The organism is Streptomyces sp. NPDC102258 (assembly GCF_055584685.1).
Map to the genome: position 1 here is coordinate 309,437 of NZ_JBVJLO010000001.1, position 16,150 is coordinate 325,586.

The following is a 16,150-nucleotide window of genomic DNA, read 5'->3' on the forward strand; positions in this document are numbered from 1 at the left end:
CCCCTCACGGCCCGAGCCGTACGGGCCGCTCCGGAACCCCGTCGCGGACCAGCGCCGTCAGCGGGGTCGCCAGATCGCGCGGCGAGAACAGGTCCGGGCCCTCGTACTCCGCCACCTCCCGCAGCGGCCACCAGCGCAGGCCGTGCATGTTCTCGGCGGCGAGGGCCGCGTCGTCGAGCCGCCCGCGCGGGGTGAACGGAGCGGTGCGGACGAGGAAGTAGTCGTTGGCGACGCCGTCGTACCTGCGGCTCATCCCGGGATCGAGGATCTCCTGGTGCCACACGTGCGGCGGCTCACCGGTGACCGTGAGGCCCACCTCCTCGTCCAGCTCCCGCCGCAGCGCCCCCAGCGGGCTCTCGCCCGGCTCCACACCACCCCCGGGGGCGGCCCACACCACGAACGTCCCGGCGGGGCCCGGGAGCACGAACCGGCACAGCAGCAGGCGGTCGGCGCCGTCGAGGACGAGCGCGCGCACCGATCGCCGGAGATTCACCTCGGTCATCGGGCCACCGTACGCACGGATACCGACACAAGAGCCATATCCGGACACGCTTCCCGCACGCGGCGGCCGGAATCGCGGCCTTGATCCCCCGCTGACCCTTCTTCTACGTTGAGCCGGACCGGCCGCCGCGCCCACCGCGCCCGCCGCGCCCGGCCCCCGCCACCCCGACCACCACCGAGAGGGGACCCGTGGTCCTGCCTTCCTTCCGTACGCACCTCTCCACCGTCCACGGCATGGACGACTTCGACGAGGCGGAGGTGCTGGAGAAGATCCACCTCGCCGACGGGGACGTCCTGATGCTCTCGGGCTCGCTCGTCGACGGCTCGGGCACCCCCTCGTCGGACTTCGACTTCTCCGTCATCGCCCCCGAGCAGGACGGGCGGTTCCACCGGGACACCTTCCCGCGCGAGCGCCACATGCGGTACTACACCAGCGGCGACCGGGTGAAGGCCAGCTTCGACTACCTCCCGCACAGCCTGCTCGGCGTCGACGTCGAATACTGGACCGCGCCCGAGATCACCGCCATGCTCGACGCGCACGCCCAGCTGTACGCCCACATGCGCGGACGCGCCCGCAAGTCCTCCAGCTTCGCCGCCTCCGCCGTCGACTTCCGGCTGCTGTCCCGCCTGACGTACGGCGTCCCGCTGACGAACCCGGCCGCGTACGAGGAGATCACGGCCGCCCTGCGCCCCGGCGAGGTCTGCTACACCGCCTTCCGCACCGCCGTCGGCAGCTACCCCGACTTCCGCGACCTGGCCGGCATGTGGGCCCAGGGCGACCACGCCTGCGCCCTGACGGCCGCCCGCAAGCTGGGGGTCGACACCTTCCGCGGCCTCACCCACGTCTACGGCAACACCAACCGCAACCCCAAGTACCTGCCCCGGTTCCTCACCCGGCTCCCCGCACCCCTCACCGCGCTCGGCGACCGCTACCGCCGCCTCAGCACCCTGGGCCCGGCCACCCCGGACGCCGTCGGCGACACCGTCCTGGAATGGCTCGACCTCATCGACCTCGCCTTCGCCGAGATCCGCCGAGCCCGCGACGGCGCCGAAGCCTTCGTGGGACGCGAGGAGTTCCTCTCCCTGCTGAGCGGCGAACTCCACCGCACGATGAGCTGGAACGCGGAGATCTCCAACGAATACGCCTTCCGTGCCCGCGAGGCCACCGACGACGTGCCCCCGCTGCGCGAGCTGCTCGCCGCCCTGGAGAAGCGGGCCGAAGCCGCCCACGGACTCCCGCTGCGCCAGTGGGCCGCCGCCCGTACGGCGCCCGCCGGCGAGAACAACCGGTCCCGCTGAGGAGCCCCCGTGTGCCGCATCTACGGCTACTTCGGCTACGACCCCGCCGCGGACGTGCTCGACGCCGCCCGGGACGCCCAGCTCCCGGGCGGCCCCGACCAGCAGCGCCACGCCCGCGGCGAGCGGTGGGGCCTCGGCTGCAACCGCCTCTCCATCCAGGACCCCGGCCACGGCCGCCAGCCCTTCGCCAACGCCGACGGCACCGTCCACGCCGTCTTCAACGGGGAGATCTACAACTTCCGCGCCATCCGCGAGGAACTCGCCCGCCACGGCGTCCACGTCGAGGGGGACTCCGACGGCTCCGTCCTCGTCCCCTACTACGAACTCCACGGCGACGCCTTCGTGCACCGCCTCGAAGGCATGTACGCCATCGCCCTCGTGGACCGGCGCACCGGCCCGCCCCGGCTCAAACTCTGGTGCGACCCGCTCGCCGTCAAGAGCCTCTACTACGCGGCCGGCGACCGGGGCATCGCCTTCTCCTCCGAACTCGCCGGACTAGCCCCGCTCCTCGCACACCCCCCGGCCGTCGACGCGTTCGCCGTCGACCACTACATGAACTGGCAGTGCCTGCCCGACGGTTCCTCCTGGTACGCCGGGGTGTCCTCGCTGCGCCCCGGCGAACTCCTCGTCCACGACGGCCACGGCACCGAACGGGCGGTGCCGACCGACACCGACACCGCCCCCACCACGGACGACGCCGACGAGGAGCACACCCCCGGCCGGCTGACCGCCCTGCTGGCCGACGAGGTCGCCCGGATGACCCTCCAGGACGCCCCGGTCGCCGTCCAGATATCCGGCGGCCTCGACTCCGCCGTCCTCGCCACCCTCCTCGGCCGGCTGCGTCCCGACGTCACCGGCTTCCACGTCACCCACGAGGGACGGCACGACTCGGACGAGGAGCAGTACGCCCACCAGGCCGCCGCCCACGCCCGGGTCCCGCTCGAAGTCGTCGAGATCCGCGAAGCCGAACTCCCCTCGCTGATCCCCGGGATGGTGCGCGCGCTCGGCGCGCCCAACGCCACCCCGCACGCCCTCAGCGCGTACGTCCTCTTCCGGCGGATCGCCGACCGGGGACTGCGGGTCTGCTTCGTCGGCGACGGCGCCGACGAGCAGTTCGGCGGCTACCGCCGCTACAGCACCGCCCTCGCCGCCGCCGACGGCGACTGGCGGCCGCGCTACCTCGACCGGCTCTCGCTGGTTCCCGAGGCCGAGTACCGCAGCCTGTACACCCGCGAGTACCGGGCGCTGCTCGACGCGGAGGGCAGCAGCCGGGAGCGGTCCCTGAAGTTGCTGAGCCGGCCGGCGCCGTCACGGCTGGAACAGATGCTCGCCTTCGACCGGCTGCATAAACTGCCCGGCCTCAACCTGCGCAAACTCGACCACCTCTCCATGGCGCACGCCGTCGAGGGCCGGGTGCCCTACTGCCAGCCGGCCGTCACCCGCTTCGCGCGGCGCACCCGCGACGCGTGGAAGGTGGACGGCCCCCACCGCAAGCGGATCCTGTGGGACGCGGGCGCGCCGCTGGTCCCGGAAGCCGTACGAACCCGCCAGAAGCAGCCGTTCACCTTCCCCGTCCGCGCCTTCATGGCTCCCGGCACCGCCCTGTGGGACTTCGCCGTCGCCACCCTGTCGAAGCCGCGCCTGTGCGCGTCCGGCTTCCTCGACGCGGCGGCCGTCAGGACCGTCCTCACCGAACACGGCCGGGGACGCGACCACGCCCGCCTGCTGTGGGGTCTGATGGTCCTCGAACTGTCCCTCCCGTAACCCGCCGCGCCCGCCGGCCGGGCGCGGACCCCACACCGGAAAGGCACCCCCGTGCGCACCATCCACGTCGTCACCCACCCGGAGGCCACCCACCACGTCGAGGGGCTGGTCGGGGGATGGCACGACTCCGACCTCACCCCCACCGGCCTGCGCGAGGCGGCCGCCATCGCCCGGGCGCTGCGCGCCGCCGTCCCCGAGGGGGCCGAGGTGGAGCTGATCTCCTCGGACCTGCTGCGGACCCGGCGCACCGCCGAGGAGGTGGGCGCCGTCTTCGACGTGAAGCCGGTCCTGGACGAGCGGCTGCGGGAGAAGTCCTACGGCGAGGCCGAGGGACGCGAGCAGAGCTGGCTGGACGAGCGGTTCCTGCCGCCGCCCGCCGTCGGCGACCGGATGGAGCACGAGGAGGGCGTCCCGGGAGCGGAGACCAAGGCCGCTTTCGCCCGCCGGGTGTACGCGGTCATGGACGAACTCTTGGACCACCCCCGCGAACACCAGATCGTCGTGACCCACGGCTACGCGCTGACCTTCGTGGTGGCCGCCTGGATCGGCATGCCCGCCGAAGCCCTCGGCTACGTCAACTTCCGCGCGCCCTCGGGCAGCATCACCACGCTGCGCGAGGACGACTTCTTCCACAACCGCCAGGTCGTCCGCCTCGGTGACACCAGCCACCTCGACGCCCCGGCCTGATCACGGCGGCGCGTCCCGCACCGTGCGCCGGTGGGCGGGACACGCCGGTGCGGGGCCCCGGCATCCGGGGCCCCCACCCGCCCGCGGCTCAGCCGTGGATGAAGTCCGGGGGGCGCTTGTCCACGAAGGCGGACATGCCCTCCTTCTGGTCGGCGGTCGCGAACACGGCGTGGAACAGGCGTCGTTCGAAGCGGACGCCCTCGGTCAGCGTGGTCTCGAAGGCGCGGTTCACCGCCTCCTTGGCCATCATCGCGACCGGCTTCGACATCCCGGCCACCGTCTCGGCCACGGTGAGGGCTTCCGCGAGGAGTTCCCCGGCCGGCACGATCCGGGAGACGAGCCCGGCCCGTTCGGCCTCCTCGGCTCCCATGGTGCGCCCGGTCAGGCAGAGTTCCATCGCCTTGGCCTTGCCGACGGCCCGGGTCAGCCGCTGGGAGCCGCCGATGCCGGGGATGACGCCGAGCTTGATCTCGGGCTGGCCGAACTTCGCGGTGTCGGCCGCGAGCAGGATGTCGCAGAGCATGGCGAGTTCGCAGCCGCCGCCCAGCGCGTAGCCGGAGACGGCGGCCACGGTCGGGGTGCGGAGCTGGCCGAGCCGGTCCCAGGCGGTGAACCAGTCCGAGAGGTACATGTCCATGTAGCTCCGCGGCCGCATCTCCTTGATGTCCGCCCCGGCGGCGAACGCCTTGGCGGACCCGGTGAGCACGATGCAGCCGACGTCCGGGTCGCGGTCCAGCTCCTCGGTGGCGGCCACGACCTCGGTCATGACCTGGAGGTTGAGGGCGTTGAGGGCCTCGGGGCGGTTGAGGGTGAGCAGGGCCACCCGGCCCTTGCGCTCCAGGAGGATGGTCTCGTAGGTCATGCGGTGGTTCCGTTCTCGGTTCGAAGCGGGCGCAGGGTGCGGACGATCGCCGAGAAGTCCAGGCCGGCGCCCTCGCCCTCGGCGAACGCGGCGTACATCTCGGCGGCCTTGAGGCCCAGCGGGGCCTCCACCCCGCCGGCCCGCAGGGCGTTGGCGGCCAGTCCCAGGTCCTTGGCCATCAGCGGCGCGGCGAAGCCGGGCCGGTAGTCGCGGTTCGCGGGACTGGCCGGGACGGGTCCCGGGACCGGGCAGTTGACGGTGAGCGCCCAGCACTGCCCGGAGGCGGTGGAGGCCACGTCGTAGAGCGCCTGGTGGTCCAGGCCGAGGCTCTCGGCGAGCACGAAGGCCTCGCTGACACCGATCATCGAGACGGCGAGGATCATGTTGTTGCAGATCTTCGCGGCCTGGCCGGCGCCCGCCGCCCCGCAGTGCACGGCCTTCTTGCCCATGACGGAGAGCAGCGGCTCGGCCGCCGCGAACTCCTCGGCCCCGCCGCCCGCCATGAAGGTCAGCGTGCCCGCCTCGGCCCCCACCACCCCGCCGGACACGGGCGCGTCCAGGGCCCGGTGCCCGGCGGCCACGGCGGCCTCGTGGGCGGCGCGGGCGTCGGCCACGTCGATGGTGGAGCAGTCGACGAACAGGGTGCCCGGCCGCGCCGCGGCCAGCAGGCCCTGCTCCCGGTAGAGGGCGAGGACGTGCCGGCCCGCGGGCAGCATGGTGATCACCACGTCGGCCCCGGCCGCGGCGGCCGTGGCCGAGGCCGCGGCCTCCACCCCGCTCTTCACCGCGGCGGCGAGCACCTCCGGGACGAGGTCGAAACCGAGGACGCGGTGGCCGGCCGCGACGAGGTTGGCCGCCATCGGGCCTCCCATGTGGCCGAGTCCGATGAATGCGACGGTGTGACTCACCAGGGCACCTCCTGAGCCGGTCCGGATGCGGCGAGCCGCAGCTCCCGCTCGCCGAGCGGGGCGAAGAAGCGTTCCACGTCCGCCTCGCCGACCTCGCCGAGCGAGGCGGGCGACCAGTGCGGACTGCGGTCCTTGTCGATGACCTGGGCGCGGATGCCCTCGGCCAGGTCGGGATGGGCGAGCGCGGCGCAGGAGACGCGGTACTCCTGCTCCAGGACGCGCTCCAACGGCCCGAGCTCCCGGGCCCGGCGCAGCGCCGCGAGGGTGACCTTGAGCGCGGTGGGGGACTTCGCCGCCAGCGCGTCCGCCGCCTCCTTCGCGTCGGGCAGGCCGGCGGCGAGCAGCCGCTCGCGGATCTCCTCGACGGTGCCGGCCGCGTAGCAGGGGTCGATCCAGGCACGGGCGGCGGCCAGGACGCCGGGCGGCGGCTGCGCCACCGCGCCGGCGACGGCCTCGCGCACCGGCGCGTGGGCCAGCTCGGCGGCCAGCCCGGGCAGCCGCTCCGCCGGGACGAAGTGGTCGGCGAGCCCGCACAGCAGGGCGTCGGCCGCGCCGACCGCCGTCCCGGTGAGGGCCAGGTGCGTGCCGAGGCCGCCCGGGGCGAGCGCCAGCAGGTAGGTGCCGCCGACGTCCGGGACGAAGCCGATGCCGGTCTCGGGCATGGCGACGCGGGAGCGTTCGGTGACGATCCGTACGGTGCCGTGGGCCGAGATGCCGACCCCGCCGCCCATGACGATGCCGTCCATGAGGGCGACGTACGGCTTGGGGTAGCGGGCGATGCGGGCGTTGAGCCGGTACTCGTCGCGCCAGAAGTCCGCCGAGTCCGTGGTCCCGGCGACCGCGTCGGCGTGGATCGCGCGGATGTCCCCGCCCGCGCACAGCCCGCGCTCCCCGGCGCCCTGGACGACGACCGTCTCGACGGCCGGATCGTGCTCCCACGCGGCGAGCGCCCCGTCGATGCGGCGCACCATGGCGTGGGTGAGGGCGTTGAGGGCCCGGGGACGGTTGAGGGTGATGTACGCGGCGCGGCCCTCGGTGCGCAGCAGTACCTCTTCGTCGCTCGTCACGTCGTCGCTCATCGCAGGGTCTCCGTGAGTCCGCGCGCGACGATGACGCGCATGATCTCGTTGGTGCCTTCCAGGATCTGGTGGACGCGCAGGTCGCGGACGATCTTCTCGATGCCGTACTCGCTGAGGTAGCCGTACCCGCCGTGCAGTTGCAGCGCGCGGTCGGCGACGGAGTACCCGGTGTCGGTGGCGAACCGCTTGGCCATCGCGCACAGCCGCGGGGCCGCCGGGTCGCCCAGGTCCAGGGCCTCGGCGGCCTGCCGGACCAGCGCGCGGGCGGCGGCCAGTTCGGTGGCCATGTCCGCGAGCCGGAACTGCAGCGCCTGGGCGTCCAGCAGCCGGGCGCCGAAGGCCTCCCGGTCGGCGAGGTAGGACAGGCTGCGGTCGAGGGCGCTCTGGGCGCCGCCCAGGGAGCAGGCGGCGATGCCGAGACGGCCGCCGTTGAGGCCGTTCATGGCGATGCGGAAGCCGTCGCCCTCGGCGCCGAGCCGGCGGTCGGCGGGGATCCGCACCCCGTCGAGGATCACCTGGCGGGTCGGCTGCGCGTTCCAGCCCATCTTGTGCTCGTTCGCCCCGAAGGACACCCCGGGGTCGTCGCGTTCGACCACGAAGGCCGAGATCCCGCCCGGGCCGGCGTCGCCGGTCCGGGCCATGACCACGTAGATCCCGGCGGCTCCGGCACCGGAGATGAACTGCTTGACCCCGGTCAGGACGTAGTGGTCGCCCTGCCGCTCGGCGCGGGTGCGCAGGGCGGCGGCGTCCGAGCCCGCGCCCGGTTCGGTCAGGCAGTAACTGCCCAGGACGGCGGCCGAGCAGAGGTCGGGCAGCCAGCGCTCGCGCTGGGCCCGGTCCCCGTAACGGTCGATCATCCAGCCGACCATGTTGTGGATGGAGAGGTACCCGGCGATGGAGGGGCAGCCGGTGGCGAGGGTCTCGAAGATCAGGACCCCGTCGGTGCGGCTGAGCCCGGAACCGCCGTGGTCCTCGCGTACGTAGACCCCGCCGAGGCCGAGGGAGGCGGCCCGGCGCAGGACGTCGACGGGGAAGTGCTTGTCGCGGTCCCAGCCGACGGCGTTCGGGGCCAGGTGCTCCCGGGTGAAGTCGAGGGTGACCTCGGTGAGGGCGAGCTGGTCCTTGGTGAGGGTGGTCACGGCGCTCATCCCATCGTGGGGATGGTGAAGCTCGCGGCTTCCTTCGCCCCGGAGGGCCAGCGCGAGGTGACGGTCTTCGTACGGGTGTAGAAGCGGATGGAGTCCGGACCGTGCTGGTTCAGGTCGCCGAAGCCGGACCGCTTCCAGCCGCCGAAGGTGTGGTAGGCCACCGGGACCGGGATCGGCACGTTCACGCCGACCATGCCGACGCCCACCCGGCGGGTGAAGTCGCGCGCGGTGTCCCCGTCCCGGGTGAAGATCGCCACGCCGTTGCCGTAGGGATGCTCGGTGGGCAGGCGCAGCGCCTCCTCGTAGTCGGCGGCGCGTACGACGCTCAGCACCGGCCCGAAGATCTCCTCGCGGTAGATCCGCATGGCGGGGGTGACGCGGTCGAAGAGGGTGGGGCCGGCGAAGAAGCCGTCCTCGTGCCCGGGGAGGGTGAACCCGCGCCCGTCGACGACGAGTTCGGCCCCCTCGGTGGCGCCGATGCCCACGTAGCGGTCCACCCGCTCCAGGGCGTCCCGGCTGACCAGCGGTCCGAAGTCGGCGTCCGGGTCGTCGGAGCGGCCGACGCGCAGGGTGGCGATGCGGTCCTTCAGCTTGGCGACCAGCGCGTCGGCGGTCTCCTCGCCGACCGGGACGACGACGGCGATGGCCATGCAGCGCTCGCCCGCGGAGCCGTACCCGGCGCCGATGAGGGCCTCCACGGCCTGGTCCAGGTCGGCGTCCGGCATCACGATCATGTGGTTCTTGGCGCCGCCGAAGCACTGGGCGCGCTTGCCGTGGGCGGCGGCGGTGGCGTAGATGTGCGCGGCGATCGGGGTGGAGCCGACGAAGCCGAGGGCCTGCACCCGCGGGTCCTCCAGCAGCGTGTCGACGCTCTCCTTGCCGCCGTTGACCACGTTGAGCACGCCCGGCGGCAGGCCGGCCTCCAGGAAGAGTTCCGCGAGCCGCAGCGGTACGGACGGGTCCCGCTCGGAGGGCTTCAGGATGAAGGAGTTTCCGCAGGCCAGGGCGGGGGCGGCCTGCCACAGCGGGATCATCGCGGGGAAGTTGAAGGGGGTGATCCCGGCGACGACGCCGAGCGGCGAGCGCAGCGAGTGCACGTCGATGCCGGTGCCCGCGTTGTCGGTGAACTCGCCCTTGAGCAGGTGGGGGATGCCCGCCGCGAACTCGACGACCTCCAGACCGCGCTGGAGGTCACCGTGGGCGTCGGCCACGGTTTTGCCGTGCTCGGACGACAGCAGCCGGGCGAGCGCATCGCGTTCGCCCTCGACCAGCTGGAGGAAGCGGAGCATGACCCGGGCCCGCCGCTGCGGGTTCCACTGGCCCCACTCGGCCTGCGCCTCCTCGGCGTTGGCGATCGCGGCCTCGGTGTCGGCGCGGCCGGCGAGCGGGACGCGGGCCTGGACGGCGCCGGTGTTCGGGTCGTACACGTCGGCGAACAGACCGGAGGTTCCGGTGGTGTGCTTGCCGCCGATGAAATGGGTGAGTTCACGGACCATGATTGCCTGCTCTCGTCAGGTGGATCCGGGGATGGCACGGTGCGCCGGCGGCGGACCCTGTGGGGTGCGCCGCTGGAGGGAACGCCGTGGGACTACGAGCGCGCGTCGGTGTGTGCGCGCTCCGCCGGATCACCTGGGCCGTGGGTACGTACAGGGTCCATGCGTGTCTGCTCCATCCTCGTGGACAACACGGGAACATCGCCGCGGCCGGTGCTCTGGCTCCCGGATCCACGCATGCCGCCCGGCCCCCGGCACGTCGCCGACGGCGCGTGGAGGGCGGCACACTCCCCGGTCACAGTGGCGGGACCGTGCCGGATTCGCACCGGCTTCCCCGCACCGCGGATCTTCACTCCCGAACATATAGTTGGACGTCCTAGTAAGTCCACCCCCGACTTCCGATCCGGCCGCCGGTCGAGCCGGGCTCCACCGGCCGTGGCCGGCGGCTACGGCCACCTCCGGTCCGCGACCGGGTGCAGGACAGCCCCTGCCGATGGGGGCGGCGCCGGAGTCGGCGAGGCGTGACCTGGACGCCGCTGGAGGCAGACCCGCCGGGTACGTGACGAGGTCACCTCCGCCCGGGCCTGAACGATGTCCGCCGGCCGGGACGGGCGCACTGCCCGTCCCGGCCGGCGGCGGGCCGGGCGTGTCCGTAAAGGGGGCGGCCCCTCTGACCGCCGTGGGAGCACGGCGGTCAGAGGGGCCGGGTGGTCAGACGAGGTCGAACCGGTCCAGGTTCATGACCTTGTCCCACGCCGCCACGAAGTCCGTCACGAACTTCGCCTTCGCGTCGTCGGACGCGTAGACCTCGGCGAGCGCGCGCAGCTCCGAGTTCGAGCCGAAGACGAGGTCGGCACGGGTGCCGGTCCACTTGACCTCGCCGGTCGAGGCGTCGCGGCCCTCGAAGGTGTTCTGGTCCGAGGACGTCGCCGACCAGGTCGTGCCCAGGTCGAGCAGGTTGACGAAGAAGTCGTTCGTCAGGGTCCCGGGCGTGGTGGTGAGGACGCCGTGCCGCGACTGCTGGTGGTTCGCGCCCAGCACGCGCAGGCCGCCGACGAGGACCGTCAGCTCGGGCGCGCTCAGGTTCAGCAGGTTGGCCCGGTCGATCAGCAGGTACTCGGCCGGCAGGCGGCTGCCCTTGCCGAGGTAGTTGCGGAAGCCGTCGGCGGCGGGCTCCAGCGCCGCGAAGGACTCGACGTCCGTCTGCTCCTGCGTGGCGTCCACGCGGCCCGGGGTGAACGGGACCGCCACGCTGTGGCCCGCGTCCTTCGCGGCCTGTTCCACGGCGGCCGCGCCGGCCAGCACGATCAGGTCGGCGAGCGAGAGCCGCTTCCCGCCGCTCTGGGCGGAGTTGAAGGACTCCTGGATGCCGCCCAGGGTCCGCAGGACCTGCGCCAGCTGGTCGGGCTCGTTGACCTCCCAGCCGCTCTGCGGCTGCAGGCGTACGCGGGCACCGTTGGCGCCGCCGCGCTTGTCGCTGCCCCGGAAGGAGGATGCCGAGGCCCAGGCGGTGGAGACGAGCTGGGAGACCGTGAGGTCCGAGGCGAGGACCTGCTCCTTGAGGGCGGCGATGTCGGCGGCGTCCACGAGCTCGTGGTCCAGCGCCGGCAGCGGGTCCTGCCACAGCAGCGTCTCGGCGGGGACCTCGGGGCCGAGGTAGCGCACGACCGGGCCCATGTCGCGGTGGGTCAGCTTGAACCAGGCGCGGGCGAAGGCGTCGGCGAACTCCGCCGGGTTCTCGTGGAAGCGGCGGGAGATCCGCTCGTAGGCCGGGTCGAAGCGCAGCGAGAGGTCCGTCGTCAGCATGGTCGGGGCGTGCGTCTTCGCCGGGTCGTGGGCGTCGGGCACGGTGCCGGCCCCGGCGCCGTCCTTCGGCCGCCACTGGTGGGCGCCGGCCGGGCTCTTGAAGAGCTCCCACTCGTAGCCGAAGAGGATGTTGAAGAAGCTGTTGTCCCAGGTGGTCGGGGTGTCCGTCCAGATGCCCTCCAGACCACTGGTGATCGCGTCGGCGCCCTTGCCGGTGCCGAAGGTGTTCTTCCAGCCCAGGCCCTGCTGCTCGATGGACGCGGCCTCGGGGTCGTCGCCGACGTGGTCGGCCGGGCCTGCGCCGTGGGTCTTGCCGAAGGTGTGGCCGCCCGCGATCAGCGCGACGGTCTCCTCGTCGTTCATCGCCATGCGGCGGAAGGTCTCACGGATGTCGCGGGCCGCGGCGATCGGGTCCGGGTTGCCGTTGGGGCCCTCGGGGTTGACGTAGATGAGGCCCATCTGGACCGCGCCGAGGGGGTTCTCCAGCTCGCGGTCGCCGGTGTAGCGCTCGTCGTCGAGCCAGGTGGTCTCGGGGCCCCAGTAGACGTCCTCGTCGGGCTCCCACACGTCCGCGCGGCCGCCGGCGAAGCCGAAGGTCTCGAAGCCCATCTGCTCCAGGGCCACGTTGCCGGTGAGGATCATCAGGTCGGCCCAGGACAGGCTCTGGCCGTACTTCTTCTTGACCGGCCACAGCAGACGGCGGGCCTTGTCGAGGTTGCCGTTGTCCGGCCAGCTGTTGAGGGGCGCGAAGCGCTGCTGGCCGGCTCCGGCGCCGCCGCGGCCGTCGCTGATGCGGTAGGTGCCGGCGCTGTGCCACGCCATGCGGACCATGAAGGGGCCGTAGTGGCCGAAGTCGGCGGGCCACCAGTCCTGCGAGGTCGTCAGCACCTCGGCGATGTCCCGCTTCACGGCGGGCAGGTCGAGGGACTTGAAGGCCTCCGCGTAGTCGAACTCCTCACCGAGGGGGTTGGCCACGGCGGGGTTCTTCGCGAGGATCTTCAGGTTCAGCCGCTCGGGCCACCACTGGCGGTTGCCACCACCCTGGGTCGGGTGCGGGGCGCGCCCGTGCGCGACCGGGCAGCCGCCCCCGCCCTCCGACTTGGCGTCTACGACGATTGCATCATGGTTCTCAGACATGGAAATCCTTCCGGACCTTGTGGATCACACAACGCTCAGTAACTGCATGCGGTGCTGAGGGGAGGGGGCGGGACGCGGGGCTCCGGAGCGGCGGTCGGCCGCCACGGCTCCGTCTCCTGGGTGCTCTGGAGGCTTCCTGTCTCCGGTGTCTGGCGGCTGGTCTTCTGGACCCGGTCTCTTGGCTATCCAGGAAACCGATCCTACGATGGACTCGATCCAAGTCAAGATGGAGGCCAAGTTCCGGCCTCCTCGGATTCTGGACACGCGCCGGTAAGCTCCGTGCATCCCGCCGACCTGAATGGGTGACCTGAATGGGTGAGCCGACATGAGTGACCTGCTGGAGCGACTGCGAGGGCGCGGCTGGCGCATGACGTCCCAGCGGCGCGTCGTCGCCGAGGTCCTCGACGGCGACCACGTGCACCTGACGGCCGATGAGGTCCACGCCAGGGCCGTGGAACTGCTGCCCGAGATCTCCCGGGCCACCGTGTACAACGCCCTCGGCGAACTGGTCTCGCTCGGCGAGGTCGTGGAGGTGTCCACCGACGGCCGCGCCAAGCGCTACGACCCCAACGCACACCACCCCCACGAGCACCTCGTGTGCTCCGGCTGCGGCCTCATCCGCGACGTCCACATGACGGGCGACCCGCTGGCCCACCTCCCCGCCGACGAACGCTTCGGCTTCACCGTATCCGGCGCCGAGGTCACCTACCGCGGACTCTGCCCCGCCTGCGCCCGCACCTGAGCGGCCCTCCAGCACCGCACGAGGCGAGCGGGGGCGCACCGGAACGGCGCACCCCCTCGGGCCCGGGAACGGACGCGTCGTCACGTCCGTTGGCCGGATGCGCCCCCCGGGCCGAGGGTGCGGTGACGTACGCCGCGGCGGAGCCCGCGACCGGCTCCGGCGGCCGGCTACCCGATCTCCACCACCCGCGCCCAGGCGGGAGGCCCCTGCGGTACGTAGTCGGGATCGTCCTCCCGGTACACGGGCGCCCGGGGGAACAGCCCCACCACCGTCCGGCAGGCCGGCCGCGTCGCCGGCCACGGGGTCTGGCCGTCCGTCAGCACCACGATCACGTCCGGCCGGGCCCCGGTGCGCAGCGCCCGCGCGAAGCCCTCGCGCAGGTCCGTCCCCCCACCGCCGAGCAGCGTGATCCCCTCGGCCTCGCACAGCGGGTCCGCCACCCGGGCCGCCGCGTCGCAGGACACCACCGAGACCAGGTCCCGGCGTCCGCCCACGGCCCGGGAGATCGCGGTGACCTCCAGCAGGGCGGTGCCCAGTTCGGCGTCGCTCACCGACGCCGAGGTGTCGATGACCACGCACACCCGGGGCGGCCTGCGCCGCAGGCTCGGCAGGACGGCGCCCGGCACCCCCGCCGAACGCCGCGACGGGCGGCCGTAGCTGTAGTCCTCGCCGGCCCCGGCGCCGGAAGCCGCCGAACGGACCGCCGCCCCGAGCAGCTCCCGCCAGGGCTGCGGCGGATGGAACGCCTCCTTCGCCCACCGCCGCCACGACTTGGGGGCGTTCCCGGGGCGGCCGGTGATGCCCTGTGCCACCAGGAAACGTACGGCGTCCATCTGCTGGTCCGTCAGGCCGTGCGCGCCGTCCGGGCCCAGGTCCCAGGCGCGCTCCAGCCCGTCGGCGCCGCTGCCGCAGTCCAGCCAGCCCAGGCGCAGGGTGGCCGCGCCCAGGGTGAAACGGGGCAGATAGTCCTCCATCAGCAAACCGGGGGGCAGCCCCAGGTCACCGGGCAGGACGGCGCCTTCGGGGCGGATCAGACCGTCGCCGAAGGCGTCGTCGTTGATTTCGCAGTCCGCGGCGATGTTCATCCGCAGCCGGTCTCCCGAGCCGGTCAGCCCCTGTTCCCGCGCCAGCCGGTCGCCGCGGCGGTGGTGGTCCCGCAGCAGGTGCGACACCTCGTGGACCCACACCCCGGCCAGTTCCTCCACCGGGGTGCGGTCCACGAAGCCGGGGGAGACGTAGCAGCGCCAGTACCGGTCGACGGCCATCGTCGGCACTTGCCGCGACGCGACGGCGTGCAGCGCGAACAGGGCCGTGGCCAGGTACGGCCGGGCCCGGGCGGCATGCAGCCGGGCGGCGAACAGCTTGTCGAAATCCAGCGCGGCGGAGTCGTCGGGGGCGGTGACGCGGGGCCTGGCCCCGGGGGCGGATGCGAGGGCGTCCGGGGTGGCGGGTGCCGGGACGCCGGCGGAGGCCGGGGTCATGCGCCGGCCCCCGCGCCGGCCCGCTCCGCGACCCGGGCCGCCGCCCGGTCGGCACGCCGTGACAGGGTCACCGCCCCCGCGAGCCGCTCGATCGCCTCCGGAACGTCCCAGTCGTCCCGGCGCAGCGAGGCCAGGGTGGTCGCGGGGACCACCACCAGGTCCGGGGCGCCCGTCTCCAGGGCCCGTACCAGCACCGCCCAGGCCGCGTCCCAGCGGGACTCCTCCGGGCGGGCCCGGACCGCGGCCACCACCCCGTCCAGCACGGCCTGGCGCAGGTCCCCCCGTTCCGGCAGCTCGGCGCCGGTCGGATCCGCCAGCAGCGTCTCGGGGTCCGGCAGGTCCATCCGGTCCAGCCAGGCCAGCAGTTCCAGCCCCGGACCGTCCCCCACCGTTCCCCGTACCAGCAGGGAGAGCACCTCCCGGGAGGACCCGGCGGCGGTCGCGAAGGCCGTCAGGCACAGGGCCATGTCCCAGCTGCGCGGCGACGGCCAGGGGCCGCCCCGGCGGGCTTCGCCGCTGGGCAGCAGGTGCACGAGCTTGGGGCGGGCGGCCAGCAGTCCGCACACCGCGCGGCGGCCGAACGCGACGGCCTCCGGCAGCCGGCCGGGGTCCAGTTCGGGCAGGGTCGCGCGGGGCCACGTACCGCCGAGGCCGCGGACGACGACCTCGTGGTCGTGCGTCCACTGGAGGTGCACGAACCGGTTGGCCAGGGGTGGGCTCAGCTCCCAGCCGTCGGCCGCCGAGCCGCGCGGGTTCGCCGCCGCCACGATCCGTACGCCGGGCGGCAGGCGCAGCGCGCCGATCCGCCGCTCCAGGACCAGGCGCAGCAGGGCGGCCTGCACGGCGGGCGGGGCGGTGGACAGTTCGTCCAGGAACAGCAGCCCGCGCCCGGCACGGACGAGGCGCACGGCCCAGTCCGGCGGCGCCATCGGCACGCCCTGCTCGGCGGGATCGTCACCGATGACGGGCAGCCCGGAGAAGTCGGACGGCTCGTGGACGCTGGCGATCACCGTGGTGAGGGGCAGGTCCAGGGCCGCGGCGAGCTGGTTCAGGGCGGCGGTCTTCCCGATGCCCGGCTCACCCCACAGCAGTACGGGCAGATCGGCCGCCACGGCGAGGGTGAGGGCCTCCAGCTGGACGTCGGGCCGGGGCTCGGTGGTGGTGTCGCGCAGCAGGGCGAGGAGATCCGAGGCGACGTCGAGCTGGGATGCGGGTGCGTACGGGGACAAAGAGGGCATATGTG

13 protein-coding genes and 1 riboswitch are annotated in these 16,150 nt (G+C 73.4%); of the genes, 4 read left to right on the forward strand and 9 right to left on the reverse strand.

Annotated features, from left to right (window positions below; genetic code table 11):
* Window positions 1–4: 4 nt before the first annotated feature.
* Complete coding sequence (locus ACZ6ZT_RS01445) at window positions 5–502, reverse strand: NUDIX domain-containing protein (protein ID WP_469714478.1); 498 nt, start codon at window positions 500–502, stop codon at window positions 5–7.
* A 188-nt stretch (window positions 503–690) separates the two neighbouring features.
* Between ACZ6ZT_RS01445 and ACZ6ZT_RS01450 the strand changes: the two genes are divergently transcribed.
* From ACZ6ZT_RS01450 to ACZ6ZT_RS01460, 3 genes are read left to right on the forward strand one after another with little or no spacing between them, the layout of a single operon-like run.
* A complete protein-coding gene (locus ACZ6ZT_RS01450) occupies window positions 691–1,800 on the forward strand; it encodes a hypothetical protein (RefSeq protein ID WP_469714479.1) in 1,110 nt (369 codons plus the stop codon).
* 9 nt (window positions 1,801–1,809) lie between these two features.
* Entirely contained in the window at window positions 1,810–3,564 is a 1,755-nt protein-coding gene (gene asnB, locus ACZ6ZT_RS01455) for an asparagine synthase (glutamine-hydrolyzing) (RefSeq protein WP_469714481.1), read from the forward strand.
* A gap of 51 nt (window positions 3,565–3,615) precedes the next feature.
* Window positions 3,616–4,251, forward strand: a complete 636-nt coding sequence (locus tag ACZ6ZT_RS01460; protein WP_469714482.1) for a histidine phosphatase family protein — start codon at window positions 3,616–3,618, stop codon at window positions 4,249–4,251.
* Window positions 4,252–4,339: 88 nt separating this feature from the next.
* Here the strand turns inward: ACZ6ZT_RS01460 and ACZ6ZT_RS01465 are convergent, their stop codons facing one another.
* From ACZ6ZT_RS01465 to katG, 6 genes are all read right to left on the reverse strand, one after another.
* A complete protein-coding gene (locus ACZ6ZT_RS01465; RefSeq protein WP_469714483.1) occupies window positions 4,340–5,113 on the reverse strand; it encodes an enoyl-CoA hydratase in 774 nt (257 codons plus the stop codon).
* Window positions 5,110–6,021 (reverse strand): 3-hydroxyisobutyrate dehydrogenase, encoded by a 912-nt coding sequence (gene mmsB / locus ACZ6ZT_RS01470; protein ID WP_469714485.1) that lies wholly within the window; start codon window positions 6,019–6,021, stop codon window positions 5,110–5,112. Before mmsB ends, ACZ6ZT_RS01465 begins: the two co-directional genes overlap by 4 nt.
* A complete protein-coding gene (locus tag ACZ6ZT_RS01475) occupies window positions 6,018–7,100 on the reverse strand; it encodes an enoyl-CoA hydratase/isomerase family protein (RefSeq protein ID WP_469714486.1) in 1,083 nt (360 codons plus the stop codon). Before ACZ6ZT_RS01475 ends, mmsB begins: the two co-directional genes overlap by 4 nt.
* A complete protein-coding gene (locus ACZ6ZT_RS01480) occupies window positions 7,097–8,248 on the reverse strand; it encodes an acyl-CoA dehydrogenase family protein (protein WP_469714488.1) in 1,152 nt (383 codons plus the stop codon). The genes ACZ6ZT_RS01475 and ACZ6ZT_RS01480 overlap by 4 nt, the downstream gene beginning before the upstream one ends.
* Entirely contained in the window at window positions 8,245–9,744 is a 1,500-nt protein-coding gene (locus tag ACZ6ZT_RS01485; RefSeq protein WP_469714490.1) for a CoA-acylating methylmalonate-semialdehyde dehydrogenase, read from the reverse strand. The genes ACZ6ZT_RS01480 and ACZ6ZT_RS01485 overlap by 4 nt, the downstream gene beginning before the upstream one ends.
* A gap of 188 nt (window positions 9,745–9,932) precedes the next feature.
* Window positions 9,933–10,100, reverse strand: a riboswitch (cobalamin riboswitch).
* Window positions 10,101–10,452: 352 nt separating this feature from the next.
* Window positions 10,453–12,684 carry a catalase/peroxidase HPI gene (gene katG / locus ACZ6ZT_RS01490; RefSeq protein ID WP_469714492.1) on the reverse strand — a complete coding sequence of 744 codons (2,232 nt, stop codon included), beginning with the start codon at window positions 12,682–12,684 and terminating at the stop codon, window positions 10,453–10,455.
* A gap of 325 nt (window positions 12,685–13,009) precedes the next feature.
* On the opposite strand from katG, the gene ACZ6ZT_RS01495 reads away from it, so the two are divergent.
* The gene (locus ACZ6ZT_RS01495; protein WP_469714493.1) at window positions 13,010–13,426 is read left to right on the forward strand and encodes a Fur family transcriptional regulator; all 417 of its coding nucleotides are present in this window, start codon (window positions 13,010–13,012) and stop codon (window positions 13,424–13,426) included.
* Window positions 13,427–13,593: 167 nt separating this feature from the next.
* Here the strand turns inward: ACZ6ZT_RS01495 and ACZ6ZT_RS01500 are convergent, their stop codons facing one another.
* Window positions 13,594–14,907 (reverse strand): vWA domain-containing protein, encoded by a 1,314-nt coding sequence (locus ACZ6ZT_RS01500; RefSeq protein ID WP_469714494.1) that lies wholly within the window; start codon window positions 14,905–14,907, stop codon window positions 13,594–13,596.
* The gene (locus tag ACZ6ZT_RS01505) at window positions 14,904–16,145 is read right to left on the reverse strand and encodes an AAA family ATPase (RefSeq protein ID WP_469714496.1); all 1,242 of its coding nucleotides are present in this window, start codon (window positions 16,143–16,145) and stop codon (window positions 14,904–14,906) included. The genes ACZ6ZT_RS01500 and ACZ6ZT_RS01505 overlap by 4 nt, the downstream gene beginning before the upstream one ends.
* Window positions 16,146–16,150 lie beyond the last annotated feature (5 nt).

Excerpts from the sequence above, each read along its gene's own strand:
- ACZ6ZT_RS01485 (WP_469714490.1), bottom strand. The coding sequence starts at position 9,744 with ATGGTCCGTGAACTCACCCATTTCATCGGCGGCAAGCACACCACCGGA.
- ACZ6ZT_RS01465 (WP_469714483.1), bottom strand. The coding sequence starts at position 5,113 with ATGACCTACGAGACCATCCTCCTGGAGCGCAAGGGCCGGGTGGCCCTG.
- ACZ6ZT_RS01445 (WP_469714478.1), bottom strand. The coding sequence starts at position 502 with ATGACCGAGGTGAATCTCCGGCGATCGGTGCGCGCGCTCGTCCTCGAC.
- ACZ6ZT_RS01500 (WP_469714494.1), bottom strand. The coding sequence starts at position 14,907 with ATGACCCCGGCCTCCGCCGGCGTCCCGGCACCCGCCACCCCGGACGCC.
- ACZ6ZT_RS01475 (WP_469714486.1), bottom strand. The coding sequence starts at position 7,100 with ATGAGCGACGACGTGACGAGCGACGAAGAGGTACTGCTGCGCACCGAG.
- ACZ6ZT_RS01505 (WP_469714496.1), bottom strand. The coding sequence starts at position 16,145 with ATGCCCTCTTTGTCCCCGTACGCACCCGCATCCCAGCTCGACGTCGCC.
- katG (WP_469714492.1), bottom strand. The coding sequence starts at position 12,684 with ATGTCTGAGAACCATGATGCAATCGTCGTAGACGCCAAGTCGGAGGGC.
- ACZ6ZT_RS01495 (WP_469714493.1), top strand. The coding sequence starts at position 13,010 with ATGAGTGACCTGCTGGAGCGACTGCGAGGGCGCGGCTGGCGCATGACG.
- ACZ6ZT_RS01480 (WP_469714488.1), bottom strand. The coding sequence starts at position 8,248 with ATGAGCGCCGTGACCACCCTCACCAAGGACCAGCTCGCCCTCACCGAG.